23 protein-coding genes are annotated in these 24,895 nt (G+C 70.8%); 14 read left to right on the forward strand and 9 right to left on the reverse strand.

Annotated elements, in window-relative coordinates; genetic code table 11:
* Window positions 1-4: 4 nt before the first annotated feature.
* On the reverse strand, window positions 5-781 hold the full coding sequence (locus BDW27_RS22675; protein WP_017545107.1) for a metalloregulator ArsR/SmtB family transcription factor: 777 nt from the start codon (window positions 779-781) through the stop codon (window positions 5-7).
* A 475-nt stretch (window positions 782-1,256) separates the two neighbouring features.
* Between BDW27_RS22675 and BDW27_RS22680 the strand changes: the two genes are divergently transcribed.
* From BDW27_RS22680 to BDW27_RS22690, 3 genes are read left to right on the forward strand one after another with little or no spacing between them, the layout of a single operon-like run.
* Window positions 1,257-2,195: an ABC transporter ATP-binding protein gene (locus BDW27_RS22680; RefSeq protein WP_017545108.1), complete on the forward strand. Its 939-nt coding sequence runs from the start codon at window positions 1,257-1,259 to the stop codon at window positions 2,193-2,195.
* On the forward strand, window positions 2,195-3,031 hold the full coding sequence (locus BDW27_RS22685; RefSeq protein WP_017545109.1) for an ABC transporter permease: 837 nt from the start codon (window positions 2,195-2,197) through the stop codon (window positions 3,029-3,031). Before BDW27_RS22680 ends, BDW27_RS22685 begins: the two co-directional genes overlap by 1 nt.
* 57 nt (window positions 3,032-3,088) lie before the next feature.
* Window positions 3,089-3,892, forward strand: a complete 804-nt coding sequence (locus BDW27_RS22690) for an inositol monophosphatase family protein (protein ID WP_110051584.1) — start codon at window positions 3,089-3,091, stop codon at window positions 3,890-3,892.
* Here the strand turns inward: BDW27_RS22690 and BDW27_RS22695 are convergent.
* On the reverse strand, window positions 3,834-5,144 hold the full coding sequence (locus BDW27_RS22695; protein WP_110051585.1) for an MFS transporter: 1,311 nt from the start codon (window positions 5,142-5,144) through the stop codon (window positions 3,834-3,836). The two genes, BDW27_RS22690 and BDW27_RS22695, sit on opposite strands and share 59 nt — an antisense overlap.
* 175 nt (window positions 5,145-5,319) lie before the next feature.
* Window positions 5,320-6,018 (reverse strand): RICIN domain-containing protein, encoded by a 699-nt coding sequence (locus tag BDW27_RS22700; protein WP_017545112.1) that lies wholly within the window; start codon window positions 6,016-6,018, stop codon window positions 5,320-5,322.
* A gap of 159 nt (window positions 6,019-6,177) precedes the next feature.
* Between BDW27_RS22700 and BDW27_RS22705 the strand changes: the two genes are divergently transcribed.
* The 3 genes from BDW27_RS22705 to BDW27_RS22715 all read left to right on the forward strand — a co-directional run bounded on the left by BDW27_RS22705 (window position 6,178) and on the right by BDW27_RS22715 (window position 7,873).
* Window positions 6,178-6,555 (forward strand): hypothetical protein, encoded by a 378-nt coding sequence (locus tag BDW27_RS22705; RefSeq protein ID WP_110051587.1) that lies wholly within the window; start codon window positions 6,178-6,180, stop codon window positions 6,553-6,555.
* 6 nt (window positions 6,556-6,561) lie between these two features.
* The gene (locus BDW27_RS22710; RefSeq protein WP_110051588.1) at window positions 6,562-7,500 is read left to right on the forward strand and encodes a DMT family transporter; all 939 of its coding nucleotides are present in this window, start codon (window positions 6,562-6,564) and stop codon (window positions 7,498-7,500) included.
* Window positions 7,501-7,678: 178 nt separating this feature from the next.
* Window positions 7,679-7,873, forward strand: coding sequence for a hypothetical protein (locus BDW27_RS22715; protein ID WP_017545115.1), 195 nt, complete (start codon window positions 7,679-7,681; stop codon window positions 7,871-7,873).
* Between the two features lie 302 nt (window positions 7,874-8,175).
* On the opposite strand, the gene BDW27_RS22720 is transcribed toward BDW27_RS22715, so the two are convergent.
* The gene (locus BDW27_RS22720; RefSeq protein WP_110051590.1) at window positions 8,176-8,844 is read right to left on the reverse strand and encodes a flavin reductase family protein; all 669 of its coding nucleotides are present in this window, start codon (window positions 8,842-8,844) and stop codon (window positions 8,176-8,178) included.
* Between the two features lie 64 nt (window positions 8,845-8,908).
* Between BDW27_RS22720 and BDW27_RS22725 the strand changes: the two genes are divergently transcribed.
* Together BDW27_RS22725 and BDW27_RS22730 are read left to right on the forward strand one after the other, a co-directional pair.
* Entirely contained in the window at window positions 8,909-9,619 is a 711-nt protein-coding gene (locus tag BDW27_RS22725) for a helix-turn-helix transcriptional regulator (RefSeq protein WP_110051591.1), read from the forward strand.
* Window positions 9,620-9,872: 253 nt separating this feature from the next.
* Window positions 9,873-10,994: a heme A synthase gene (locus BDW27_RS22730; protein ID WP_199560743.1), complete on the forward strand. Its 1,122-nt coding sequence runs from the start codon at window positions 9,873-9,875 to the stop codon at window positions 10,992-10,994.
* Here the strand turns inward: BDW27_RS22730 and BDW27_RS22735 are convergent.
* Window positions 10,930-12,243, reverse strand: a complete 1,314-nt coding sequence (locus BDW27_RS22735; protein WP_026129356.1) for a PrsW family intramembrane metalloprotease — start codon at window positions 12,241-12,243, stop codon at window positions 10,930-10,932. The two genes, BDW27_RS22730 and BDW27_RS22735, sit on opposite strands and share 65 nt — an antisense overlap.
* 171 nt (window positions 12,244-12,414) lie before the next feature.
* Between BDW27_RS22735 and BDW27_RS22740 the strand changes: the two genes are divergently transcribed.
* Window positions 12,415-12,846, forward strand: coding sequence for a hypothetical protein (locus tag BDW27_RS22740; protein ID WP_110051593.1), 432 nt, complete (start codon window positions 12,415-12,417; stop codon window positions 12,844-12,846).
* A gap of 809 nt (window positions 12,847-13,655) precedes the next feature.
* On the opposite strand, the gene BDW27_RS22745 is transcribed toward BDW27_RS22740, so the two are convergent.
* A complete protein-coding gene (locus tag BDW27_RS22745; protein WP_017545121.1) occupies window positions 13,656-14,630 on the reverse strand; it encodes a heme o synthase in 975 nt (324 codons plus the stop codon).
* A gap of 708 nt (window positions 14,631-15,338) precedes the next feature.
* Here BDW27_RS22745 and tkt point away from each other — a divergent pair.
* The 5 genes from tkt to pgl all read left to right on the forward strand — a co-directional run bounded on the left by tkt (window position 15,339) and on the right by pgl (window position 21,975).
* Window positions 15,339-17,432 (forward strand): transketolase, encoded by a 2,094-nt coding sequence (gene tkt, locus BDW27_RS22750; RefSeq protein WP_110051594.1) that lies wholly within the window; start codon window positions 15,339-15,341, stop codon window positions 17,430-17,432.
* Window positions 17,433-17,502: 70 nt separating this feature from the next.
* Window positions 17,503-18,609 (forward strand): transaldolase, encoded by a 1,107-nt coding sequence (gene tal / locus BDW27_RS22755; protein ID WP_017545123.1) that lies wholly within the window; start codon window positions 17,503-17,505, stop codon window positions 18,607-18,609.
* Between the two features lie 117 nt (window positions 18,610-18,726).
* Window positions 18,727-20,277, forward strand: a complete 1,551-nt coding sequence (gene zwf, locus BDW27_RS22760; protein WP_017545124.1) for a glucose-6-phosphate dehydrogenase — start codon at window positions 18,727-18,729, stop codon at window positions 20,275-20,277.
* Window positions 20,278-20,305: 28 nt separating this feature from the next.
* Window positions 20,306-21,226: a glucose-6-phosphate dehydrogenase assembly protein OpcA gene (locus BDW27_RS22765; protein WP_017545125.1), complete on the forward strand. Its 921-nt coding sequence runs from the start codon at window positions 20,306-20,308 to the stop codon at window positions 21,224-21,226.
* 2 nt (window positions 21,227-21,228) lie between these two features.
* The gene (gene pgl, locus BDW27_RS22770; protein ID WP_026129357.1) at window positions 21,229-21,975 is read left to right on the forward strand and encodes a 6-phosphogluconolactonase; all 747 of its coding nucleotides are present in this window, start codon (window positions 21,229-21,231) and stop codon (window positions 21,973-21,975) included.
* A 78-nt stretch (window positions 21,976-22,053) separates the two neighbouring features.
* Here pgl and BDW27_RS22775 read toward each other — a convergent pair whose 3' ends face one another.
* The 3 genes from BDW27_RS22775 to BDW27_RS22785 form a co-directional block, all read right to left on the reverse strand.
* Window positions 22,054-22,908, reverse strand: coding sequence for a MerR family transcriptional regulator (locus BDW27_RS22775; protein WP_110051596.1), 855 nt, complete (start codon window positions 22,906-22,908; stop codon window positions 22,054-22,056).
* Window positions 22,909-23,453: 545 nt separating this feature from the next.
* Window positions 23,454-23,960 (reverse strand): hypothetical protein, encoded by a 507-nt coding sequence (locus tag BDW27_RS22780; protein WP_146223292.1) that lies wholly within the window; start codon window positions 23,958-23,960, stop codon window positions 23,454-23,456.
* A 716-nt stretch (window positions 23,961-24,676) separates the two neighbouring features.
* Window positions 24,677-24,883 (reverse strand): hypothetical protein, encoded by a 207-nt coding sequence (locus tag BDW27_RS22785; protein WP_199560744.1) that lies wholly within the window; start codon window positions 24,881-24,883, stop codon window positions 24,677-24,679.
* Between the last annotated feature and the right edge of the window lie 12 nt (window positions 24,884-24,895).

A 24,895-nucleotide genomic window follows, 5' to 3' on the forward strand; every position in this document is an offset into this window, starting at 1 on the left:
GGACTCAGACGTCCTTCTGGTGAACTGAGCCGCCCGCCCGCTGGCGGATGGCCTTCTTGGACGCGGGGGTGCCGTCCTCCCCGCTCGCCCCGTCTCCCCGTGGGGTGACGTGCGTGGTGCACACACCGTCGCCGTGGGCGATGGTGGCCAACCTGCGCACCGGGGTGCCCAGAAGCCGCGCGAAGGCCTCGATCTCGGCCTCACAGAGCTGCGGGAACTCGGCGGCCACGTGCGCGACGGGGCAGTGGTGCTGGCACAGTTGGTCGCCGCCACCCGGCGCGGGCGCCTGGCCCGAGGTGGCGGCGTAGCCGTCGTTGGAGAGCGCCTCCGCCAGCAGCCGGACCCTCTGTTCCTGGGGTACGGCGTCCAGCAGGGGCTTGTATCGCTGCTCCAGGTCGGCGACCTGACTCCGGGCGAACTCGCCGACCGCCTCGGGACCGGAGGTCCGCGCCAGGAAGCGCAGGGCGTTGGAGGCGAGATCGTCGTAGGCGTGGACGAAGGCGTCACGCCCGGCCTCGGTGATGGCGAAGACGCGGGCGGGGCGGCCCCGCCGACGTCGTCCGTGCGTGGGCCGTGCGTCACGGGCCTCGACCATGCCCTCGACGGTCAGGTTGTCGAGGTGGCGGCGGATGGCCGCCGGGGTGAGTCCGAGCCGTTCCCCCAGTGCGGAGGCGGTGATCGGACCCTTCTCCAGGATGAGCCGGGCGACGCGGGCACGGGTCCCGTGGTCGGGACCACTCAGGGGCCGGGGCGCACCCGGCGTACCGGACAGGTCCGACACAGTGTCCCCCTCCCGCTCGTCGTTCGGCTCTCGGTTTTAGACAACATCAGTGTGGCCTAAATAAGTCCACCTAGGCAAACCCGCCTTGATGCGCTTGATCACGAAGGTCAGGCTTGCCTAATCTGGGAGTTCACGCGGAAGTCACGCACGGACACCCTTTTCGCACACTTCGGAACCGATCCGTTTTCCCATTCAGTGGGATCGCGGTATCACCATCCGACCAACCTGGTGGCCGGAAGGTCGGCTGACCCTGGCGGGAGCCCCGCTCCGGCCCCTCCGAACCCGGCACCGGCGGCACCCACGCCACTCAGGCACAACCAGGGGCCATGCGCCATTCTTCCACCACACGCACCAAAAACACCTCCGTGTTCCGGCTGTCCGAAGTGGGACGTTCGGTCCCTGCCCGAACGCGGTCGGCCCTCCGAAAGGCGGGGTGGTGAAGCGCGGAGCACCGGCGCACGTAAACTCAGGCCCCATGGACACACCCGCCGTCGAGGTCGTCGACCTGGTCAAGCGCTACGGCGCCACCACGGCCGTCACGGGCCTCTCATTCACCGCGCGCCGCGGCGCGGTGACCGCCCTGCTCGGCCCCAACGGCGCGGGCAAGACCAGCACCATCGAGATCTGCGAGGGCTTCCGCCACGCGGACGGCGGGAAGGTGCGGGTCCTGGGGCTCGACCCCGTCGCCGACGCCACCGAACTCAAACCCCGCGTGGGTGTGATGCCCCAGTCCGGCGGGGTGCCCACCGGCGCCCGGGCCGCCGAGTGGCTGCGGCTCATGGCCTCCTTCCACGCCAGACCGATCGACCCCGCCCTCCTCCTGGAGCGCCTGGGTCTGACCTCCGTCTCCGGCACCCCCTTCCGCCGCCTGTCCGGCGGCCAGCAGCAGCGGCTCTCCCTGGCCTGCGCGGTGATCGGCCGCCCTGAACTGGTCTTCCTGGACGAACCCACCGCCGGACTGGACCCACAGGCGCGCATGGCCACCTGGGACCTGGTCGCGGCACTGCGCGAGGCCGGCGTGGCCGTGATCCTGACCACGCACTACATGGAGGAAGCCGAGCGGCTCGCCGACCACGTGGTGATCATCGACCGGGGCGCGGTGGTCACCGAGGGCACCCCCGCCGAACTCACCCAGGGACGGCGCGAGGTCCGCTTCTCCACCGCCGCGCCGCTGGACGCCGTGGCCCTGGAGGCGGCCCTGCCCACCGGTGGCCGGGTGAGCGCCACCGACTCCGGGGGAAGGAACGAGTACTCCGTGGCCACCGACGACCCCGACGACGTCGGCCCGGAGTTCCTGGCCGCGGTCACCGCCTGGTGCGCCTCGACCGGCGTCCTGGCGGAGGACCTGCGCGTACGGCGGCGTACCCTCGAAGACGTCTTCCTCGAAACCACAGGCCGGGAACTGCGCGACTGATGACCGAGCACACCTCAGGGACGGCCGCGTCCGCCGTCACCGACGCCCCGAAGCCCGCCCTCGACGCGAGCCTGTTCACCCCGGCGCCCGGCGCCGCCCCGATGTGGCGGATGGTCGCGGCCCAGGCCGGGATGGAACTGCGGGTCATGCTGCGCCACGGCGAGCAGTTCCTGCTGACCATGGTCATCCCCGTGCTGCTGTTGGTGGGATTCAGCCTGGTCGACGTCCTCGACGTGGGCGAGGGGGCGCGCGTGGACGCGCTGACCCCCGGTGTCCTGGCCCTCGCGGTCATGTCCACCTCCTTCACCGGCCTGGCCATCGGGACCGGGTTCGAGCGCCGCTACGGGGTGCTCAAGCGGCTGGGCGCCACCCCGCTGTCGCGGTTCGGGCTGCTCGCGGCCAAGACGCTGGCGGTCCTGGGCGTGCAGGCCATCCAGATCACCGTGCTGTGCGTGGTGGCGCTGTTCCTTGGCTGGTCGCCCTCGCTGGAGCCGGCGGGTGTGCTGGCCGTGCTCGCGCTGCTCCTGCTGGCCACGGCGGCGTTCAGTTCCCTGGCACTGCTGATGGCGGGCACGCTGCGCGCCGAGGCGACCCTGGCCGGGGCCAACCTGGTGTACGTGCTGATGCTGGGTCTGGGCGGGGTCCTGTTCCCCACGAGCAGCTTCCCCGAGCCGGTGGAGCAGGCCGTGTCGGTCCTGCCTATCACCGCGCTCGGCTCCGGCCTGCGCGCCGTGCTCACCGACGGTTCCCTTCCCGGACTGGGCGCCTTCGCGGTGCTGGCCGTGTGGACGGCCGTCGCCGGTTTCCTGGCCTCCCGCCTGTTCCGCTGGGAGTAGCGCCGCCGTTCCGGTCCGGTCTCCGTCACTGAGGGTCCGCGCCCTAGGGTGTCGGTCATGACCATCGACATCGACGCGGTGACCACGATCCTCCGCGAGACCGCCGAATCGACGATCCTGCCGCGCTTCGGTGCGCTGTCCGAGGACGAGGTGTCGGAGAAGGCGCCCGGTGAGATCGTCACCGTGGCCGACCGCGAGGCCGAGGAGCTGATCGGCCGCAGACTCCGTGAGCTGGTCGACGCGCCGGTGGTGGGTGAGGAGGCCACCTCCGCCGATCCCGGGCTGGTCCGTGTCCTGGGCAGTGAGCCCACCGCCTGGGTGGTCGACCCTGTGGACGGCACCCGCAACTTCGCCGCCGGTGACGACCGGTTCGCCGTCATGGCGGCACTGGTCCGTGGGGGCCGGGCGGTGGCCTCCTGGATCCTGAGGCCCACCGAGGGCACCGTGCACGCGGCCGAACTCGGTTCGGGGACCTGGCGCGACGGCGTGCGGGTGCACCGCGCTCCCGCGCCCGCGGACCCGGCCGAGCTGCGGGGTATGACCCAGCTCCGGTTCCTGTCTCCCCGGGAACGCGACCGCGTGCACGCCGCGGTCCCGGGGTTCGCCCTCCTGGACGGCGGCTCCGGTTGCGTGGGAGTGGACTACCCGCGCCTCCTGTCGGGTGAGCTGGACTTCATGCTGTTCGCCGACCCCACACCCTGGGACCACACGCCCGGCGGCCTGCTGCTCACCGAGGCGGGCGGGGTGAGCCTCCGACCGGAGGGCACCCCGTACCGCCCCGACGAGGAGGGGCGGCTCCTGCTCACCGCCGCCGACGAGACGACGTGGCGGACGGCGCGGTCGCTTCTGCTGGGCGCCTGAACCGGGTCCCGCCGGTGAATCGGGCGACGAACAGCACGGCGCCCGACACCACCACGAGCACCGCTCCGACCAACGGATAGCCGGCGCCGGGCGGCGCCACGGTGAGGAACAGGCCCACGCTCGCCGCTCCCACCGACGCACCCGCGTTGTGGGCGGTGTTCAGCCAGTTCCCGGCACGGGTCCGGTACCCGGCCGTCACCGACTCGTCGGCGAGCAGGTAGGCGGTGGTGATGATCGGCGCGCCGCACGCACCGGCCACGAACAGCAACGCCGCCAGCGCCGCGACTCCCGGCACCAGTGCGGCCGCCGCCACACCGCCGCCCAGAGCCAGGCCGAGCAGGGCCAGGCGGGTCCTGGCACCCGTGCGCCAGGACAGGGCCCCGTAGGCCAGTCCGCCCAGTGCGCTGCCCGCGGCCTGGGCGGACTCCACCAGGACCACCGCCCCGACCGCACCCCGCTGTTCGGCGAAGGCGACGTTGAGGAGGGCGGCCGAGCCCAGGGTCAGGCCCGTCGCGGCGGAGACCGCGACGGCGGAGAGGAAGCCACCGCGGGCGGTGGGGTGCGGAGCGTCCGGCGCGGTCGGCTCGGGTCCGGTCCGTTTCTCCTCGGAGGGCCGGACAGCGGGCGTGGGACGGACGGCGTGCAGGGCGCGGGCGGCGGGCGAGGTCAACAGGCCAGCGGTCCCGACCACGATCAGGGAGGCCCCGAGCGCCAGCCCGGCCGAGGGCGGCCCGACCAGCATCAGGGCCCCCAGGAGCAGCGGACCGGTGAAGAGGATCAGTTCCTCGGCGACGGTGTCGAGGCTGTAGGCCCGCTGGAGCAGACCCCTGTCGGGGACCAGGTGGCTCCACAGGGTGCGGGTGACCGGGCCGAGCGGCGGGGCGCAGGCCCCCGCGACCGAGGTCAGGGCGGCCAGGAGACCGAGGTGTCCGACGGGGTTCCAGGAGACCGCGGTCAGGCCCACCAGGGCCAGCCCGTGGAGTCCGGCCATCGGGGGAAGGGCGAGGAGCGGCCCGTACCGGTCGATGAGCGCGGCCCGCAGGGGCGACAGGACGGTGGCGGTGAGGCCGAACAGCCCGGCGACCAGGCCGACGTCGGCGTAGGACCCGGTGGTGTGGACCACGGACAGGACCAGGGCGAGCGAGACCAGCCCGTAGGACAGACGGCCCAGGAGGGCGGGAACGAGGAAGCGGGGGACCCCCGTGACGCGCAGGACGGCACGGTAGGTCGGCGCCCGGTGGGGCGGGGTCATGGATGTTCTCCGTCAGGGAGGCGGCGCGCGCGGGGGGCGCCGCGAACGTGCGTGGACGCCGAGGGACCACGGGACCGGGCCGTGGTCGGGGCGTCGCATCACGCACAGGGGGAGAACATGCGCACGAGGCTAGCAGGGGGACGCTGGTCGTCAACCCCCGCTGCGTCCTCCGGGGTCAGCCCTCGACCGGGAGCAGGCGCCACTTCTGGTGGGGGTGGCCGCCGTCCTCACCCTGGGCGACCAGCGTGCCGTTGTCGGGTGCGCCGCCCTGCCCCTCCAGAGCCTGACCGGTGGCGCGGTTGAGCAGGCGGACCTCGCCGTCCCCGCTCTCGACCACCCGCCACTGCTGGTTGTGTCCTCCGGTCCGTGTGAGCAGGGCCGAGCCCGGCTGGGCCTCCTCGTCGGCGGGGATCTCCAGCAGCTTGCCGCTGCCCACGCCGACGATCTCGTAGAAGTCGTCCTCCACGTGCGCGAACCGCCACTGCTGGTGGGCCTGGTCGTGGCGGTCCCACAGGTGTACCGGGGCGCCGTTCTCGTCGGAGCCGCCCGCGACGTCCATGACGCGGTCCCCGTGCACGCTCTGGAGGGCGTAGACCTGTTCGGGGTCGAGGCCCGCCGGGTGGGTGACCTCCTCCTCTTCTGCCTCGTCCTCCTCGGGTTCGGCCTCCTCCTCGGGGCCGCCCGTGGGTTCGACGAGGATGCCGGAGACCACGGACATCTCCTCGGGGGTGTCGCTCTCGGCGACGAACATCCCCGCGACGTAGCCTCCGAGCGCGACCGCCAGGACCAGGGCCGAGGCACCGGCGACGATCGGCCACCGGGGTACGTACGACACCTGGTCATCGACTCGCTGGTCACTGCGTCGGGAGGACATGGCGGGGACTCTCCTGCGGGAACGGGGCCGCCCGCGGTCTCCACGGGCTCGGACCATTTCACACCACGGGGACCCCCGGCGCACGTTCGGGCCACCTGTGAGCACGTGTCCCGATTCCCACCGATACGGGACGGTAACGCCTCGATAGGGTGACCGACCATGGAAGCCATCGGAGTCCCCTGGTTCATCGTGGTCCGCTACCTGGGGCCGCCCCTGTTCCTGCTCGTGGTGGGCGGAGCGCTCCTCGTGTGGCGACGACCCGCGCGGGCGTGGATGGTCTGGTCGGCGCTCGCGGTGAACCTGGTGGCCGCCATGCTTCCGTTCCTGTGGATCGGGGTCCAGATCCTCACCAGGGAGGGTGATCTCACGGTGGTCGGGTTGGTGATGACGTTGCTGCAACCGGGCACGGTGGTCGTGGCCTGGCTGCTCCTCCTGCTCGCTCTGGTGACCCAGCCCGGCGCCGGGGCCACCGTTCCCGGTGTTCCCGGGAACGAGGGGACTCATGAGGCGGAGAGGGTCGCGCAAAACGTAGGATGACTCAACATGAGTTCTCGGAGCGGCTCGACGAGCCTCCTCTCCCCCGGCGCCGCCCTGGGGTCCCTGCCCCCGGTCTGGCTGGTCATGGTCAGCATCGTCTCGGTACAGACCGGAGCGGGCGTGGCCAAGAACCTGTTCGAGGTCCTTCCACCGGCGGCCGTCGTCTGGCTTCGCCTGCTCACCTCCGCGGTGATCCTGGGCCTGCTGGTCCGACCCGCGCTGAAGGCACGCAGCCGCACCGACTGGATGGTGGTGATCGGCTACGGAGTGGCCCTGGCCTCGATGAACTACTTCATCTACCAGGCCTTCGCGCGCATTCCGCTGGGCATCGCGGTGACCATCGAGTACCTCGGCCCGCTGGCCATCGCGATCCTGGGCTCACGTCGCCGGGTGGACCTGCTGTGGGCGGGCCTGGCCGGGCTGGGCGTGGCCGCGCTGGGGATCGAGTTCCGTGAGCTCGACCCGGTCGGCGTGCTGTTCGCGGCGCTGGCCGCCACCGCCTGGGCGGGCTACATCCTGTTGAGTGCCGCCACGGGGCAGCGCTTCAGCGGGGCGTCGGGGCTGGCCATCGCCAGTGTGGTGGGCGTGTTGGTGCTGGCCCCGGCGGGGATCGCCGAGGGCGGCGCGGCCCTGTTGGACTGGCGCCTGCTCCTGTTCGGTCTGGCCGTGGGCGTGCTCTCCTCCGTGGTGCCCTACACGCTGGAACTGAACGCGCTGCGCCGTATGCCGCCGAGGGTGTTCGGGGTACTCATGAGCCTGCAACCCGCGGCCGCCGCCATGGTGGGGCTGGTTCTCCTCGGTGAACTGCTGACCGTGTGGCAGTGGTTGGCGGTGGGCTGTGTGATCGCCGCGAGCGCGGGCGCGACCCGGACCTCGGCCAACCGGGACGAGCGGACGCGCACCGAGCGTGACCACACCAACACGGATACGAGTGGGGACAACTAGAGGCCAAGGCCGAACGCCCTCGTCCATTGGGACGGAAGATCACCGCCACTGATCAGGCAAACCTCGTTCCGTCGGTGTTTCCGACGAGTCGGGACCGGCAATTCTTGCCTCTGGGACGGCGGGCCTTCCGGACCGGCCGACCCAATTCCTGAGCACTCGCACTTAAAAGGGGAAACCCATGCGCATCGCCGCCAAGCTCGCCCTGACCGCTTTCTTCTCCGCCAGCCTGCTCGGGCTGGGCGCCGGGGCCGCTTCCGCGGAGTCTTCCTCGGTCTACCACCAGTGTGTCCAGGAGCAGCAGCAGCTCGGTCTGCTGAACCTCAATCTGGACCTGCTGAACCAGTGCATCGCGCAGAACAGCCACAACAAGTAGCGGATCGACTGGTCTGACCCACGATCCTGACGGCGGGGGCCCCGGAGCGTACTCCGGGGCCCCCGTGCGTGCGCGTGGTCCGTCGCCCGGGCACGGCCGATCCGGTGAGTGCCCCGGGGTAGTTCCGCGTTCGCGACCACCAGGTTCCCTCTCGCCGCGTCCCTGGAGCTCGGACAGCCAACCCGGACGGGCCCGCCGCGCGGCACGGCGCACCTTGTGTGGCGGCGCACAGTAGGAGAGACGGCCGCTGGCATCGATGGCGGCCCCGCCACCGCCGCCGAAAGCGCCCGCGAAGCAGCCCCCTAGGAACGGACCGGGCTGACGGGCTCCCGTGGCGGGGTCTGTGAGCGGTGGGAGCGTCCCCGTTCGGCTCCGAGACCGAAGTAGTGGCGGAAGCTGTAGACCAGCGGATTCCAGCGCGCGGGATCGATGTGATGGGTTCCGGGCACCACGATGTCCTCCGCCGCGTGGACACGGACCACTTCAGCCTCGACGATGACGTGGTCGCCGGAGTCGTCCGAGCGCACATGGCGTGCCCTCGCCTCCAGTTGCAGGGGGCACCGCGCCACACGCGGCGGGTCGACCAGGTCCGCCCCCAGGGGAGACAGCCCGGACGCGCCGAACTTGTCGGCCTCGAAGCGGCAGCCCGGTGGCTTCCCCTCCGGGACGGGACTCCGACCGGTCAGGGGCGCCAGCCGTTCCACGTGCTCCCACAGGTCGGCGGAGGGCAGGTTCACGACCAGTTCCGGTCGCTCCCGGAGGTTTCGGGCCGTCTGCCCGGTCGCACCGAGGCCCACGACGAGCAGCATGCCCAGGGCCCACACGGAGGAGACGGGGGCCAGGTTGGGCGACCCGTCGTGGTTGAGCGTGGACACGAGGGCCACGGGGGTACCGAAGTAGAGAATGCTGGGCTCGATCCTCAGGTGGTCCCCGGAGGTGTCCGAGGGGTTCTCGAAGGTGTCAGTGGTCATGGCCGTGACACTAGTAACCGGACACTTCGGTGCTGGCCGAAGCGTCTGCGGGGACAATGGACCCATGGAAACCGAGCGGGTCGCCCCAGGGCTGGCGAAGGTCGCGGGCCTGCTGGCCGACCCGACCCGGGCCGGGTTCTGCCTGGCCCTGCTGGACGGGCGGGCCTGGACCGCCGGGGAACTGGCCCGGCACGCGGGGGTGGCGGCCTCCACGTCGACCGAGCACCTCAACGCCCTCGTGGAGGGCGGACTCCTGGCCCAGGAGCGGCAGGGACGTCATCGCTACGTGCGTATAGCCTCCTCCGAGATCGCCGAGCTGGTCGAACGCCTGGCCGCGCTGGGGCCGGAACCGGCTCCCCCAGCGCCTTCCCTGAGGGCGCGTTCCCGCCAGCGGCACCTGGCGCTCGCACGGACCTGCTACGACCACCTGGCTGGTCGGCTGGGCGTACTGGTCACCGAGGCGATGGTCGAGCGCGGACTGCTGACTGAGAGCGGCGGCCTGGCGCTGACCCCGGCCGGAGTGAGCTGGAGCACGGAACTGGGGCTGGTGACCGCCCCGGGCACCCGGCGTCCGGCGGTGCGGGCCTGCCTGGACTGGACGGAGCGTCGCCCCCATCTCGCGGGCGCCCTGGGGGCCGCGTTCTGCTCCCACGCGTTCGCTTCCGGATGGATCGTCCGCACGGGAACACCCCGCGCCGTCGAAGTGACCCCGGAGGGCATGGAGGCCTTCGGTTCGCTGCTCGGCGCGAGGGCCGAGGAACTGCGCGTTCCCTGAGGACGCCGCCGCACGGGCCGGTCAGCCGGACCGGATCCCACTGGCTCGCCCCCGCCCGGAGACCAGTGGCCTCGCGGCTGCGGGGGCTCCCCGGCCGATCCCGCTCCACGACCGGTCCGTTCGATCCCGTGCGCGTGGCACGCGCCACGACCGAACCAGCGGAACACGATTCCGGCGCACCGGGTTTGCGCAGGCCAACACACAAGCAGAGGGCGCATTCGTCCCCTCCGAAGGATGTACTACAGTCTGTCGTATGTTTGCATCCCCGGCCTCCGCGACGACGGCCCTCAACACGATCACCCCGCTCGCGGCGGACGAGATGGATGACATCGTCCTCCTCGGAGTCCCCCTCTGGGGCTGGCAGATCGTCGTGGCCGCCGCGGGCGTCCTGGCGCTGGTCCTGCTGGCCCGGACCATCTGGACCCCCTCCCAGAGGTCGCTGCGCGCCTGGGCGCTGGGCAACATCGTCGTCAACGCCGGGATCGCCGTCACCGGCGCGACCGTGCGGGTCACCTCCTCGGGCCTGGGATGCTCCGAGTGGCCCCGGTGCACACCGGACAGCTTCGTGCCCATCGACACCGGTCACGCCGCCCTCAACGCGGCCATCGAGTTCGGCAACCGGACCCTGACCTTCGTGGTACTCGCGGTCGCCGTGATCACGCTCATCGCGGTGCTGCGCATGACCCCGCGCCGCCGCGACCTCGTTCTGCTGGCCGCGATCATCCCGTTCGGCGTCCTGGGACAGGGCGTGGTCGGCGGCATCACCGTGTGGACGGACCTGCACCCGGCCTCGGTGGCCACCCACTTCCTGCTGTCCATGGTGATGGTCTTCATCACCGTGGCGCTCTACGTGCGCTGCCAGGAGCCCGAGGGCAGGCCACAGCTCGCCGTGGGACCGATGCTGCACACGGTGAGCATCGGCCTGGTGGTGGTCGGCTTCCTGTTGCTGATCGCCGGAACCGTGGTCACGGGCACCGGTCCGCACGGCGGCGACGCCGCCGCTCCTCGCTGGGAGCTGGACCTGCCCGCTGTCACCCGGGTGCACTCGGTCCTGGGCTGGCTCACCCTGTTGGGAAGCGTCCTGGCCACCGTGATCGCCTTCCGCAGCGGCGCCTCGCGCATCGCGCGGACGAGCAGCGTGAGTCTGCTGGTGATCGTGGTGCTCCAGGGGGTCCTGGGCTACACCCAGTACGCCCTGGAGCTGCCCGAGGCCCTGGTGGTCCTGCACGTGCTGGGCTCCGCGGTGACCTGGGTCGCGATCTCCCGCCTGTACTTCGCCACCACCCGCCTGGTCCCTCCGGGTGAGGAGGTCAGCGGGGAGGCTGACCGTGCCGGGGAACGTAGTTCTGCTGGCTCGGCGGCTGCTGGACAGTAGGCTGCTCGGCCCGCGCCTGGGCGATGACGTGCGCGAAGTCGGCCCGGCGCAGGAAGCCCGAGTCCGTGGGGTTCTCCGCCCAGCCGGGCGTGACCGGCTGGGGGACGCGCCCCAGGAAGGTGTCTCGGGCCACGTGCATCAACGCCAGGAACGAGTCCCGGTCGACCTTCCAGTTATCGCGGGGCAGGCCCGCGTCGAGCTTCTGGTGCAGCAGCGCGAGTTCGGTGGCTGCCAACTGGTAGTCCTTCATCGCCGAGCGGCCCCGGGCCCCCGCGTTGCGGGCGGCCCACTCTCGGGCGCGACGCCTGCCCGTCATCGAGCTGAGCATCGTGATGTCGGCCGGGGTGACCAGCCCCGTGGAGATGTAGGGCGGCAGGTAGCGGTCGATCGCCGCCACCTGGCCGCGCCGGTCGTGGGCGGCGATCGCGAGGATGCCGAGCAGGAACACGAACAGCACCAGGTACGCCACGCCCAGGCCGGTCCAGCCGAAGTAGGTCGAGCCGTTCCACATGCCGTGCAGCAGCACGGCCGTCACCCATCCCCCGATCGGAGCCAGGAACCGCAGTCGGCCGGTGCGCATCGCCGCGTAGGCCACACCCAACCCGATCATCGCGGTGTAGACGGGGTGGCCGAACGGCGCGATGAGGCCCCGGATGGCGAAGGTGGCGACGAGGGTGCCGTCGAAGAAGGCGCTGAGAAAGTAGAGGATGTTCTCGGTGAAGGCGAACCCCGTGGCCACCATCCCGGCGTAGACCACACCGTCGGTGAAGGTGTCGATCTCGTTGCGCCGCCGCCACAGCAGGATGAGCAGGACCATGCCCTTGGCGCTCTCCTCCACGACCGGTGCCACCAGTGACGTGCTCAGGAACTCGGCCACGCCGTCGCCGAACACCGGCTGGGTGAGGTAGGTCAGCCCCCAGCTGTTGAGCAGGAACGACGCCACGACCGCCACCCCGGCTCCCCATGCGAACGCGAAGAAGAGCACCCAGCCGGGTTCGGGTTCGAGCCGGTCGAGCATGAGGATGAGCGGCACGAGGATGGTCACCGGGATGATCGCCGCGACCAGGCTGACCAGGAACCCCGTGGCGCCGTCGATCCCCGCCGCCGCTCCCCCGGCCATCGCCAGCAACCACAGGTACGTGAGCATGCCGATCATGCACACCACGCTGACGGTGGTGCCCAGGATGAGGGTCATCGAGTACCGGGAGCGGCGTCCTTGCAGGATCGCCCTGCTGTCGAGTCGGGGCATGGGCACAGATCGTAGCGGGTCAGCGGGCGTTCGGCGGGGTCGGCTCCGCCCCCGCGCTGGTCCTCCGAAGGCGAGGACGGCGAACCGCGCCACGCCTCCGGTCTCGTGCCCGTGGGCGACCGGGTACGAGAGGATCGGAGCGTTCGTTCAACTCGGAGATGAGGCCACGGCATGGACCCGAACACCACCACCGAGCGCGGGGGAAACCCGCCCTGGCTCCTGCTCCTCCGTGTCGCGGTGGGCGCCAGCCTCGCCGCGCTCCTGTGGGAGTTCCTCACGGCGGGACAGTTGATCACGTTCAACATGGCCGCCCTGCCTCTGCACTGGGGCGGCGCCTTCGCGGTGCACGTGGCCAGCGGCGTGCAGCTGCTGGCCGCCGTCCTGGTGTGGCGTGCGGGATCGTCGGCCGGTCCCGCGCATGACCGGCTGGTGGCGCTGGTGAGCCTGCTGGCCTTCGTGCTGGGCTTCCCGCAGGCCGCCCTGGGCACCTACGGGCCGCTCCAGGCGCACGTGCCGCTGGCCCTGGTACTCGTGGCCACCGTCGTGTGGTCGGCGGTCCTGGTGTGGCGCCGCACTGAAGGGCGCGGGGTCAACCGGAGCTGAGCCCCGCCCTCCGAAGACCCTCACAGGGCATCAGCCCAGGCCAGGGTGACGAGGTGGGGGCGCACGTCCGTGAGGTGGGGGCGCGCGGCCCTCCGAAGCCTCGGTGCCGCTGTGGCCATGGGTGAGCCGGGTCGGGGCCGGGGCGGGGGCTCTCGGCGGCCCACCAGGCACGGCGCCTTGGACCGGGTGGTTTCCGGGGCTGGGTGGTTTCCGGGACCGGGTGGAAGTGGAGTGCCCCGTGGCACGGCCCCCTCCGGAATCGACCCTGTGGACAACCCGTCCGGCCCGCTTCCGGTCGGGGAGACTGGAATCTCCGGGAACCCCGCGGCGGAGGTTCCGGAGTCGGGCTGAGGCGGGGAGGTCCGCACGGGTGTCGGTGATCTGGGTGACCTGGGTGGTGGGGCTGTTGTGCGAGTGGAGGGCGTGGGGCAGGAGGCTCTCCACGGCGGCGCGGGCACGGGTGTCGGCCATCGCCAGAGCCGAGGACAGGGCTGGCAGGACGGCCAGGTCGGTCTCCACCTCGCCGAGCCGTTCGGTGACAGCTTCGGGGAAGCGGGAGCGAGCCGAGGCGGCGAGCGGGTCGAAGCCCTCGAGTGGTGCGGGCAGGCGGTACGGGTATTCCGTGTCGGTCCCGACCCGCGCCACGACGGCGGCCCAGGTGGGAGGGGTGGTTGTTGCCACAGGGGGGTCACAGCGCCCACCCGTGACCAGAAGGTGTGCGTACCCACACGAAACGGTGCTCCTCCGTGGGAGGAACGCCGTCGTGAGGGGCCCGCGCTCGCGGCCGACGTGCCCGCGGGACCGGGTGTCTAGGAGAGGAAGCGGGCGATGAGCGGGTCGACGGTGACCGCCACGAACAGCAGCGCCAGGTAGGCGTTGGTGAGGTGGAAGAAGTTCATCGTCTTGAGCTGGGCGCCGGTCACTCCCGCCTTGGAGCGGCTGAGCAGGCGGTGGGCCTGCACGACCAGCAGCGCCCCCAGCACCAGGGCGACCACGCCGTAGAACCAGGTGGTCCCGGCGACCGGCCAGAAGATCAGGGAGACGATCACGGTCGCCCAGGTGTAGAGCACCGACTCCAGCAGCACACGGCGGTCGCTGGCGACCACGGGCAGCATGGGGACCTGCGCGGCCGCGTAGTCCTCGCGGTAGCGCATGGCCAGCGTCCAGGTGTGCGGCGGCGTCCAGAAGAACACCACCAGGAAGAGCACGAACGGCGCCCAGTCCAGGCTGTTGGTGACGGCGGCCCAGCCGATCAGCACCGGCATGCAGCCCGCGATGCCGCCCCACACGACGTTCTGCGCGGTGCGCCGCTTGAGCAGCATCGTGTAGACGAAGATGTAGAAGGCGATCGCGAAGACCGACAGCACGGCCGAGAGCACGTTCACGAGCACGAGGAAGCCGACGGTGGAGCCGATCGCCAGGATCAGCCCGTAGGTGAGGGCTCCGCGCGGGGTGACCAGGTCCATCGCGCCGGGACGCTGTCGGGTGCGACGCATCTCACGGTCGATGTCGCGGTCGATGTAGCAGTTCATCGCGTTCGCGCTGGCGGCGGACATGGTGCCGAACACCAGGGTGGCGACGGCGGTCCACAGCGGGGGCACGCCCCCGGCGGCGACGAACATCACCGGGATGGTGGTGATGAGGAGGAGTTCGATGACGCGGGGCTTGGAGAGGGCGACGTAGGCACGGGCGTGGTCGCCGAAGGAGGCCTTGCGGGGGGCCTCGGGGGCGGACGCCTCAATGTCGGACTCACCGGTGTGGGGTGCGCGGTTGGTGAGAGCCATCAGATCGGCGCCCTCACGCCCGGAGGCACTCGTGTCCCCTGGGGGGCCGGCTCGGTTTCAGACACGCGGATACCTCGACAACTCTTAGGGAATCGACACTGCTCGCCACGCGGGGTGGATCGGACCGACAAAGCGGCAGGATCAGCGAAAACCCCGTCAACGACAAAGTGTAGTACTTACCTGTCCGGATCGGTGACCAGCCCCCTCCGTACGGATGGCCTCCGGGCCCGGCGACCGATCGCCCCGGGCGCCGTTACTCCCGCCTGGGTGTACAGAAGGGTCGCACAGGCCCCTTCGAGCTTCCAACGTGCCACGCGCCCCGGACGGCCGCACCGCCCGCCCCCTACGGCCGTGGCGGGCGGTCGCCAGGCGGCGCCCACAGACCCCTACCAGCCAGTAACCCAAGGTGTCGGGAAACGACATCCACGGCCACGGACGATAGGCTCACATACGGCCCTGTTCTCGACCCCGTCACCACGGGGCCCGAGCTCCGGACACCGTGACCCAGACGCTGTCGCGCCGACTCCGCGGCCCGAGCCCCGCGCCACGGGGCCACACCGCGCGAGCCGTCGAAGCCGATCCCGCCCTCCCCCGCGATCCGCCGACCCGGTGGGACGCCGAAGGGGTGCCCGGCCTACAGCACGCACACACAACCCACACCCGCCCCGGAACCGGGTGCACGGGTGTCGAGAAGGAGCAGACAAGTCCGTGAACGCCCACACCCCGAAGAACCTGGAGTGGTCGGACCTCGACCTCCGCGCCGTCAACACGGTTCGGGCGCTGGCCATGGACGCGGTAGAGAAGTCGGGTAACGGTCACCCCGGCACCGCGATGAGCCTCGCGCCCGCCGCCTACCTCCTCTTCCAGAAGGTGATGCGGCACGACCCCGCAGCGCCCGAGTGGGTGGGCCGGGACCGCTTCGTGCTGTCGATCGGTCACTCCAGCCTCACCCTGTACATCCAGCTCTACCTCGCCGGATACGGCCTCACTCTTGACGACCTGCGGAACCTGCGCCAGTGGGACAGCCTGACCCCGGGCCACCCCGAGGTCGGTCACACTGCCGGCGTGGAGACCACCACCGGCCCCCTCGGCCAGGGTGTCGGCAACGCCGTCGGCATGGCCATGGCGGCCCGCCGCGAACGCGGCCTCTTCAACCCCGAGGCCGGTCCGGGCGCCAGCCCCTTCGACCACCACGTCTACGCGTTCTGCTCCGACGGTGACGTCCAGGAGGGCGTGAGCCACGAGGCCAGCGCCCTGGCCGGGACGCAGAACCTGGGCAACCTCATCATGATCTGGGACGACAACCAGATCTCCATCGAGGACGACACCCGCATCGCGCACAGCGAGGACGTCGTGGCCCGCTACGCCGCCTACGGCTGGCACGTGGAGGAGGTCGACTGGACCGCGACCGGAGAGTATGTCGAGGACATCGACGCCCTCTACCAGGCGATCCTGCGCGGCAAGGCCGAGACCGAGCGTCCCACCTTCATCCGCCTGCGCACCGTCATCGGCTGGCCCGCCCCCAACAAGCAGAACACGGGCGCCATCCACGGCGCGGCGATCGGCGCCGACGAGATCTCCGCCACCAAGGAGATCCTCGGCCTGCCCGACGCCCCGTTCGCGGTCGAGGACTCCGTGATCGAGCACACCCGCGAGGCCCTGGACCGGGGTCGCGAGGCGCACACCGCGTGGGACGAGGCGCTGGCCGCCTGGCACCGCGGCGCCGGTGAGCACGCCGAGCTGTTCGACCGTCTCCAGGCGGGCAAGCTGCCCGAAGGGTGGGAGGACTCCCTGCCCTCGTTCGAGGCCAGCGCGAAGGGCGTGGCCACCCGCAAGGCCAGCGGCGAGGTGCTCAACGCCATCGCACCGGTTCTGCCCGAGCTGTGGGGCGGCTCGGCCGACCTCGCCGGGTCCAACAACACCACGCCCAAGGGCGAGCCGTCGTTCCTGCCCTTCGACCGGGCCAGCAGCATGTTCCCGGGCAACCCGTACGGGCGCGTGCTGCACTTCGGCATCCGCGAGCACGGCATGGGCTCGATCCTCAACGGCATCGCCCTGCACGGCCCCACCCGCCCCTACGGCGGCACGTTCCTGGTGTTCAGCGACTACATGCGTCCGGCCGTGCGCCTGGCCGCGCTGATGAAGCTGCCGGTCACCTACGTGTGGACGCACGACTCCATCGGCCTGGGCGAGGACGGCCCCACCCACCAGCCGATCGAGCACCTGTGGGCGCTGCGCGCCATTCCGGGCCTGAACGTGATCCGCCCGGCCGACGCCAACGAGACCGTCGTGGTCTGGCGCGAGGTCATGGCCAACCCCGACGGCCCCTCCGCCCTGGCCCTGACCCGCCAGAACGTGCCCACCCTGGACCGGGACGAGTACGCCTCCGCGGAGGGCGCCGCCCAGGGCGGCTACATCCTGGCCGAGGCCTCCGGCGGCAGCCCCGAGGCGATCATCATCGCCACCGGCAGCGAGGTGCAGCTGGCCCTGGCCGCCCGCACCGAGCTGGAGGAGGCCGGTACGCCCACCCGCGTGGTCTCCATGCCGTGCGTCGAGTGGTTCGAGGCCCAGAGCCCGGAGTACCGCGAGCGGGTCCTGCCGTCCTCGGTGCGCGCCCGCGCCTCCGTGGAGGCCGGGATCGCCATGGGCTGGCGCTCCTACGTCGGCGACGCCGGCGTCTCGGTGAGCCTCGAGCACTTCGGTGCCTCCGCCCCCTACGAGACGCTCTACGAGAAGTTCGGCATCACCTCCGAGGCCGTCGTCGCGGCGGTCCGCGACAGCCTGGCCAAGGTCGGAAGCTGACGACGCGGGCCGCCGGGAGGCCCCCGGCGGCCCGCACTCCGTGTGAATTCCAGGAAGGCGTGAGACCCACATGAGCACCGCTCTGAAGGACCTGGCCGAGGCCGGTCAGTCCGTTTGGCTGGACGACATCAGCCGTGACCGTCTACGGACCGGCAACCTGGCCGAGCTGCTGTCGACCCGCCACGTCACCGGCGTCACCTCCAACCCGTCCATCTTCGACAAGGCCCTCGCCGAGGGTGACGCCTACGACATCCAGGTACACGAACTGGGTGTGCGCGGGGTGTCGGTGGACGAGGCGGTCCGGCTGCTGACGGCCTACGACATCCGTTGGGCCGCGGACACCCTGCGCCCGGTGTACGACGCCACCAACCGCTTGGACGGGCGGGTCTCCCTGGAGGTGGACCCGCGGCTGGCGCGCGAGACCGAGCGCACCGTCGCCGAGGCCAAGTCGCTGTGGTGGCTGGTCGACCGGCCCAACCTCATGATCAAGATCCCGGCGACCGTCGAGGGCCTGCCCGCCATCACCCAGGCGCTCGGGCACGGCATCAGCGTCAACGTGACCCTGATCTTCTCCCTGGCCCGCTACGGCGCGGTCATGGAGGCGTTCCTGGCCGGCCTGGAGCTGGCCCGTGAGAACGGCCACGACCTGTCCCGCATCCAGTCCGTGGCGTCGTTCTTCGTCAGCCGCGTGGACGCCGAGGTGGACAAGCGGCTGAGGGAGGTCGGCACCCCGCGCGCCGAGGAGCTGCTCGGCCGCGCCGCCATCGCCAACGCGCGCCTGGCCTACCGGGACCACGAGCAGGTCTTCTCCTCCGAGCGCTGGCAGGCCCTCGCCGCCGACGGCGCCACCCCGCAGCGCCCGCTGTGGGCGTCCACCGGCGTGAAGGACCCCGCCTACGCGGACACCCGTTACGTCACCGAACTGGTCACGGCCGGCACCGTCAACACGATGCCGCAGGCCACCCTGGACGCCACCGCCGACCACGGTGAGATCACCGGGGACACCGTCCGCGCCAACTACGACTCCGCCCAGGCCGACCTGGCCGGGCTGGCCGAGGTCGGCGTGGACCTGGACGACGTGACGCGTCACCTCGAGGAGGACGGCGTGGTCAAGTTCGTCGACTCCTGGGAGAGCCTGCTGGGCCAACTCACCCTGAAGCTCGACGAGCTCTCCTGACCCGGACCCGTTCCCGGTCACCGACCCGCGTCCGCGCACGAGCCGCGCGGACGCGGGTTCCAGCAGCCACCAGGCCGTTCCTGACAGGAAGAGACGGAACCCGTGAAAGAACCGGTGATGCCGGGAGCGGTACCCAACCCGCTCCGCAACGCCCTGGACCGAAGGCTCCCCCGTATCGCCGGGCCCAGCGTGCTGGTGCTCTTCGGCGTCACGGGTGACCTGGCCCGGAAGAAGCTCCTGCCCGCCATCTACGACCTGGCCAACCGCGGCATGCTGCCGCCGGGCTTCGGTCTGGTGGGGTTCGCCCGCCGCGACTGGGAGGACCAGGACTTCGCGGCCGAGGCGTACGAGGCGGTGCGCAAGTACGCGCGGACCCCGTTCCACGAGGACGTGTGGCGCCAGCTCAGCGAGGGCGTGCGGTTCGTGCAGGGCAACCTGGACGACGACGCGGCCTTCGACGAACTGGCCCGGACCGTCCGCGAGCTGGACGCCCACCGTGGCACCGGCGGCAACTACGCGTTCTACCTGTCGCTGCCGCCCAAGCTGTTCCCGACCGTGGTCACCCAGCTCAAGCGCAGTGGTCTGGCCACACCCGAGGAGGGTGAGGGCGCGGGGGGCACCACGCCGTGGCGCCGGGTGGTGATCGAGAAGCCGTTCGGCCACGACCTGGAGAGCGCCCAGGAGCTCAACGCGGTGGTGGACGACGTGTTCCCGCCGTCCTCGGTGTTCCGCATCGACCACTACCTGGGTAAGGAGACGGTCCAGAACATCCTGGCGCTGCGCTTCGCCAACACCCTGTTCGAGCCGTTGTGGAACCGTAGCTACGTGGACCACGTGCAGATCACCATGGCCGAGGACATCGGTGTGGGCGGACGCGCGGGCTACTACGACGGGATCGGCGCGGCCCGCGACGTCATCCAGAACCACCTCCTCCAGCTGCTGGCCCTCGTCGCCATGGAGGAACCGGTCTCCTACAGCGCGGACGCGATCCGTGCCGAGAAGGAGAAGGTCCTCTCCGCGGTGACGCTCCCCGACGACCTGTCCAAGGGCACCGCGCGCGGCCAGTACGCGGCCGGTTGGCAGGGCGGGGCAGCGGTCCCGGGGTACCTGGAGGAGGACGGCATCCCGTCCGAGTCAGTGACCGAGACCTACGCGGCGCTGCGGCTGGACGTGGGTACGAGGCGCTGGTCGGGTGTGCCGTTCTACCTGCGCACCGGCAAACGGCTGGGCCGCCGGGTGACCGAGGTGGCGCTGGTGTTCCAGGCCGCGCCGCAGCAGTTGTTCGCCCGTGGTGACGTGAGCGAGCTCGGGCAGAACGCGCTCGTGCTGCGCATCCAGCCCGACGAGGGGGTCACCCTGAGGTTCGGGTCGAAGGTGCCGGGCGCCTCCATGGAGGTGCGCGACGTGAGCATGGACTTCACCTACGGGCAGTCCTTCACCGAGGCGAGCCCCGAGGCCTACGAGCGGCTCATCCTGGACGTGCTCATCGGCGACCCGCCGCTGTTCCCGCGCCAGGAGGAGGTGGAGCTGTCCTGGCAGATCCTCGACCCGGTCGAGGAGTACTGGGCCGAGTCGGGCCAGCCCGAACAGTACGGTTCGGGTACCTGGGGCCCGGAGTCGGCCGAGGAACTGCTCGCCAGGGACGGACGCCAGTGGCGCCGCCCGTGACCGTCCGCGTCCACGCCGGGAGGAACAGATGACGCTCTATCTGCCGCGCACCACGACCTCGCAGATCACCGAGGCGCTCATGGCCGAGCGCCTCAGTGTCGGCGGGGGCGCCATGAACATGGTGCTCACCCTAGTCATCGTCACCGACGAGGCCGACCACTACGACGCCGTCCGCGCGGCCACCGAGGCGGGGCGCGAGCACCCCTCGCGGGTGGTGGCGCTGATCCGCCGCGACCCGGGGGCCGAGCCCGCCATCGACGCGGAGATCCGCCGTCCCGGCACCTCCGGCCCCGGTGAGGCGGTGCTGCTGCGCCTGTACGGTCCGCTGGGCGAGCACCCCGACTCCGTGTTGACGCCGCTGCTGGTCCCGGACGCGCCCGTGGTCGTGTGGTGGCCCGGAGAGGGTCCGGCCGACCCGGCCGCCGACCCGGTGGGGAAGCTGGCCCAGCGGCGGATCACCGACGCCCTGCGTGCCCAGGATCCGGTAGCCGACCTCCTGGAACGGGTAGCCCACTACCGTCCGGGTGACACGGACCTGACCTGGACGCGGTTGACCCCGTGGCGTTCGCTGCTGGCCAGCGCCATGGACCAGCCGTGCGGCTGGGTGAACTCGGCCAAGGTGACGGCCGAACCGCACTACCCGAGCGCCGAGCTGCTGGCCGCTTGGCTGTCGGAGAGGCTGGAGGTGGAGGTGGAGCGCGACACCTCGCACGGGCCCGGCCTGACCGAGGTCCGGCTGACCACCGACCAGGGGGACATCACGATCTCCCGGGTGGACGGCCGCGTGGCCACACTGTCCAGGACCGGTCAGCCGGACCAGACGGTGGCGCTGTCCCGGCGCGGCGCCTCCCAGGCGCTGGCCGAGGAACTGCGCCGCCTGGACGCCGACGAGACGTACGCGAGTGCGGCCCGCCACCTGGGTCCGCTGCTCGCTGGAAGCGGAGCATGAGGATGACCGAACCGGAGATCGTCCGCACCACCGACGCCAAGCAGCTCGCCGAGAGCGTGGTGTCGCGGTTGGTGAAGCTGATCGTGAGCGCCGAGGCCGAGGAGCGCGAGTTCCACCTGGTGCTCACCGGCGGCGGCGTGGGCATCCAGACGCTGGGTGTCCTGCGGGACGAGGCGCTCGCCAGCGGGATGAGCTGGGGGCACGTGCACCTGTGGTGGGGTGACGAGCGGTTCCTGCCCGAGGGGGATCCCGAGCGCAACCAGACACAGGCGTGTGACGCGCTGATCAACGACATCGACATCCCGTCGCACCAGGTGCACCCGATGCCGTCGTCGGACGGGACCGACCACGCGGAGGCGGAGCGGGCGGCCACCAACTACTCGCAGGCACTCTCCGTGGCGGCTCGTGGGCGCGGCCCGGTGCCCGAGTTCGACGTGTGCCTGCTGGGTCTGGGTCCGGACAACCACGTCGCCTCGCTGTTCCCGGGCCTGCCGGGGGTGCACGAGAACGAGGCCGCGGCGATCGCGGTGCACGACTCCCCCAAGCCGCCGCCCACGCGGATCAGCCTGACCCTGCCGTCGATCCGCAGCTCCCGCCAGGTGTGGGTGCTGGCCTCCGGTGCGACCAAGGCCGACGCGGTCCGCCTGGGTGTGGCCGGTGGCAGCGTGGACGAGGCCCCGGTGGCCGGTGCGCGCGGTGCCGACAAGACGGTGTTCTGGGTGGACGAGGCCGCCGCCTCGAAGCTGTAGCCGCACAGGCGAACGCCCCGGCCGGAAACTCGGCCGGGGCGTCGTCGTGTCCGGGGCCCTTGGCGCGGGCACCGTCGCTCAGGTGTGGTCCCCGCTGAGGGGGCTCAGGCGCACGGCGGTCTCGGTCCCGTCCTCGTGCAGGATGTGGCGCTGCGTGGAGGCGTCGGGGAAGAGGCCCTCGGGCACCTCGGTCACCAGTCGGAGCTGGGCCGTGGCGTGCTTGGGCATGGTGGCCCTGCCCGGCAGGTGGATGGCGAGTTCCTCGCGGGCCTCGAAGGTCTGCACGTCGACACGCTCAGCCAGAGCGGCCAACTGCCGGGCCTCTGCCGTGACCGGGACCTTGGCCAGCCAGTGCGGCCCCTCCGGGGTGAGTGCCCTCTGCCGCTGTTCGTGGGTCTCACCGGCCCACGTGAACCATGGGGCCCCCGCGACCGCGGCACCGTGTTCCTCGGCCAGGGCGCTGAGTTCCGCCACTGCGGCCCTCACCGCTGCGGCGACCTCGTCCCAGTCGTACTGGTCCGGCTGTCCCCTGTGCTTCTCCACCGCGACCACCGCCACCTCCGTCGAGAGCACCGTCATCTCCGGTACCTCCCGCCGCCGTACCTCGGGCCAGGAAGTGAGCAGGCTGCGAGCGGTCGTGATCGCCTCGTCCTCGGCCTCGCGCTGGCGGCGCAACCCCTCGGTGTACTCATGGAGCAGCCCGGCCGCCGTGTCGGGCGCCTCCACCGCCCGACGCACGTCCTTGACACTCATCCCGGCCCCGCGCAGCGCGCTGACCAGCAGGGCCTCCTGGACCTGCTCGAAGTCGTAGTAGCGGTACCCGGTGTCCTCGTCGACTATGGCGGGGACCAGCAGCCCCTCGGAGTGGTAGAAGCGCAGCGTCTGGGGAGAGAGCTCGCTCATCTCGCTGAAATCCTTGATCGAAAGGCCCATGACGCCAGTCTCAGGGTTGCAGTAACCAGAGAGTCAAGCGGTATCTCCGATCAGCACGCACCAGACCGAAGTCCGGCTGACGAGACTCGCCTGGCCACAGAAGACGTGTCCACCTCAGGAAGAGGTCAGATAGCCCACCAGGATCAGAAGAGCGCAGGACAAGCCGATGCATGGCATTAGGTACGCATGCCATCGTTGCCTCCCCTGCAAACCCACGAAGTCCCCTTCATCGGAGGCTTTATACCTTCTGGGGCACGCACCGAACGACGTATCGCGCTTCCCACGCGGTGCCCTCGAACCAAACCGCGACCAGCGACTCCAGGAACGTGAGGCGATGGGGATGGAATGGAAGGACAGCGGCTGCGTCTTCACCCGCCCCGACGGCGCCCCGATCGAAGTGTCCACCCTCACCCGGCCCCTCGTCGGAGCCGCCGTCCGCTGACGTTGCCGTCAACCACCCCAGAAGCCCCGCCAGGACGCACCTGACGGGGCTTCAACCTTGCTGTTGCTATTCAGCGCGAGGGTTGCGGGATCAGGCAGCCAGGCTACACCTCACCCTCCAACCAGCCTTCGAATGGCGCGAACTCTGACAGTTCAGAATTGATCGCCTTCAACCCTCCAGCGAACTCCTCGGCCAATTTTGAGAGCATCGCAACTAGCTCGCGCTGCGTGATGCTCTCACGCACCGGATCTGGAACCCAGCCGGTCCGAGAATCACAGTGAATCATCACGAGATCTCCGCTTGGCCGGAAGGTCAAAGTCCTCTCGATGCCTTGCGAGTAAAGATCCACCTCGACTTCGCGGCGTTCGCGCACGCCCACCAGAAGCGATGGAAGTTGCTCCATGAAAACAGACAAGTCATACGCGACATCAAGCGGCCACTCATCATCCCCGAAGCCGCCAATGTGGAATCTGCAGCCTTCAACTTCGGAGAGGACACTACACGCCTCCATGACGAGAGTTTCGTAGTCTCCATCCAGCTCTAGACTCGCTGAGTCAGGAGGCGGGGCGGCTGGCGGCACGGCCAGAGTGAACGACACTGAGAAGCTCATCTCTCCAGCCTCCTAGTTCGGGCCGATGATCGGAAATCCTGTTTTGTACAGACCATTTCGGCTCGGTACGACGGTAGCTGCGCGTGCCTGGACAATGCTCCCATCCGGCATAATGACCTGACCCATTCCCTCCGGGATCTGCACCGACCTGGGGCCTACTCCTTCGACATGGATCCCCCTGAGAAACTCTGCAGCAGCATCGTTGTCCAACCATTGACCTTGCTGGTTCCCCGTACCGCGCACGATCAGTCAGCGCCTGTGTGTCCTTCGCCCCAGCGCCATGGGTCTTGAATGTATGCCCCAAGCGGGCATATCCGTGGAGCGCACACTGCCATCGGAACGGAGGAGACGGAAGGGTCTCGACGCCGCCCGGGCGGCGGAGGCGGCCGGGACGGCGTGTGCGGCGTCACACGCTGCGGAAGTCGGGGCCCTCGATCTCGGTTTCCGGGCCCGTGGTGACGACGGCGACGATGCGGTCCTCGGGGCCTCCGGGGAGGGGAACCTCCGTGGCCTCGGCCGGGGCGTCCAGGAGGGTGGAGAGCCAGCGGGCTGAGTGCTCCGGATCGGCGGTCTGGATGACGATCGCCCGGAGGTCGCGGGGCCCCGGGGTGAAGCGGCCTGGACGTACTCGGTGAAGATCTGCTCGCGGGGCGGATCGTAGGTGACGAGAAAGGGCACCCTGAAGGGGGCGTCGGGGAGGAAGACCTCACGGAAGCTCACGTCGCGACCCTCGGGGGAGGCGACGACCTCCTCCACGCGGTGTCCCCGCAGGCGGCGGCGTCGGTGACGTTGACCGCGAAGCTCATGGCCCCGCGTCTCGTTGGTGTGTGAGGGAACCCGGCCTCGGTGTACTGACGCACCGCTTCGGGCACGTCCGGGACCCAGTGCAGGAGATGGTCGAACTCGGGACGCTCGTCGGACACGCCACGACCTCC

Source organism: Nocardiopsis sp. L17-MgMaSL7, assembly GCF_003182025.1.
In the GTDB taxonomy this organism is placed as follows: Bacteria; Actinomycetota; Actinomycetes; order Streptosporangiales; family Streptosporangiaceae; genus Nocardiopsis; species Nocardiopsis prasina.

Bases quoted from the DNA above. Each gene is read 5' to 3' on its own strand.
- BDW27_RS22710 (WP_110051588.1), top strand. From the start codon at position 6,562: ATGAGTTCTCGGAGCGGCTCGACGAGCCTCCTCTCCCCCGGCGCCGCC.
- BDW27_RS22690 (WP_110051584.1), top strand. From the start codon at position 3,089: ATGACCATCGACATCGACGCGGTGACCACGATCCTCCGCGAGACCGCC.
- BDW27_RS22730 (WP_199560743.1), top strand. From the start codon at position 9,873: ATGTTTGCATCCCCGGCCTCCGCGACGACGGCCCTCAACACGATCACC.
- zwf (WP_017545124.1), top strand. From the start codon at position 18,727: ATGCCGGGAGCGGTACCCAACCCGCTCCGCAACGCCCTGGACCGAAGG.
- BDW27_RS22775 (WP_110051596.1), bottom strand. From the start codon at position 22,908: ATGGGCCTTTCGATCAAGGATTTCAGCGAGATGAGCGAGCTCTCTCCC.
- BDW27_RS22725 (WP_110051591.1), top strand. From the start codon at position 8,909: ATGGAAACCGAGCGGGTCGCCCCAGGGCTGGCGAAGGTCGCGGGCCTG.
- BDW27_RS22700 (WP_017545112.1), bottom strand. From the start codon at position 6,018: ATGTCCTCCCGACGCAGTGACCAGCGAGTCGATGACCAGGTGTCGTAC.
- BDW27_RS22745 (WP_017545121.1), bottom strand. From the start codon at position 14,630: ATGGCTCTCACCAACCGCGCACCCCACACCGGTGAGTCCGACATTGAG.
- BDW27_RS22765 (WP_017545125.1), top strand. From the start codon at position 20,306: ATGACGCTCTATCTGCCGCGCACCACGACCTCGCAGATCACCGAGGCG.
- BDW27_RS22715 (WP_017545115.1), top strand. From the start codon at position 7,679: ATGCGCATCGCCGCCAAGCTCGCCCTGACCGCTTTCTTCTCCGCCAGC.
- BDW27_RS22705 (WP_110051587.1), top strand. From the start codon at position 6,178: ATGGAAGCCATCGGAGTCCCCTGGTTCATCGTGGTCCGCTACCTGGGG.
- tal (WP_017545123.1), top strand. From the start codon at position 17,503: ATGAGCACCGCTCTGAAGGACCTGGCCGAGGCCGGTCAGTCCGTTTGG.
- BDW27_RS22735 (WP_026129356.1), bottom strand. From the start codon at position 12,243: ATGCCCCGACTCGACAGCAGGGCGATCCTGCAAGGACGCCGCTCCCGG.
- BDW27_RS22680 (WP_017545108.1), top strand. From the start codon at position 1,257: ATGGACACACCCGCCGTCGAGGTCGTCGACCTGGTCAAGCGCTACGGC.
- BDW27_RS22695 (WP_110051585.1), bottom strand. From the start codon at position 5,144: ATGACCCCGCCCCACCGGGCGCCGACCTACCGTGCCGTCCTGCGCGTC.
- BDW27_RS22720 (WP_110051590.1), bottom strand. From the start codon at position 8,844: ATGACCACTGACACCTTCGAGAACCCCTCGGACACCTCCGGGGACCAC.
- BDW27_RS22685 (WP_017545109.1), top strand. From the start codon at position 2,195: ATGACCGAGCACACCTCAGGGACGGCCGCGTCCGCCGTCACCGACGCC.
- BDW27_RS22780 (WP_146223292.1), bottom strand. From the start codon at position 23,960: ATGAGCTTCTCAGTGTCGTTCACTCTGGCCGTGCCGCCAGCCGCCCCG.
- BDW27_RS22740 (WP_110051593.1), top strand. From the start codon at position 12,415: ATGGACCCGAACACCACCACCGAGCGCGGGGGAAACCCGCCCTGGCTC.
- pgl (WP_026129357.1), top strand. From the start codon at position 21,229: ATGACCGAACCGGAGATCGTCCGCACCACCGACGCCAAGCAGCTCGCC.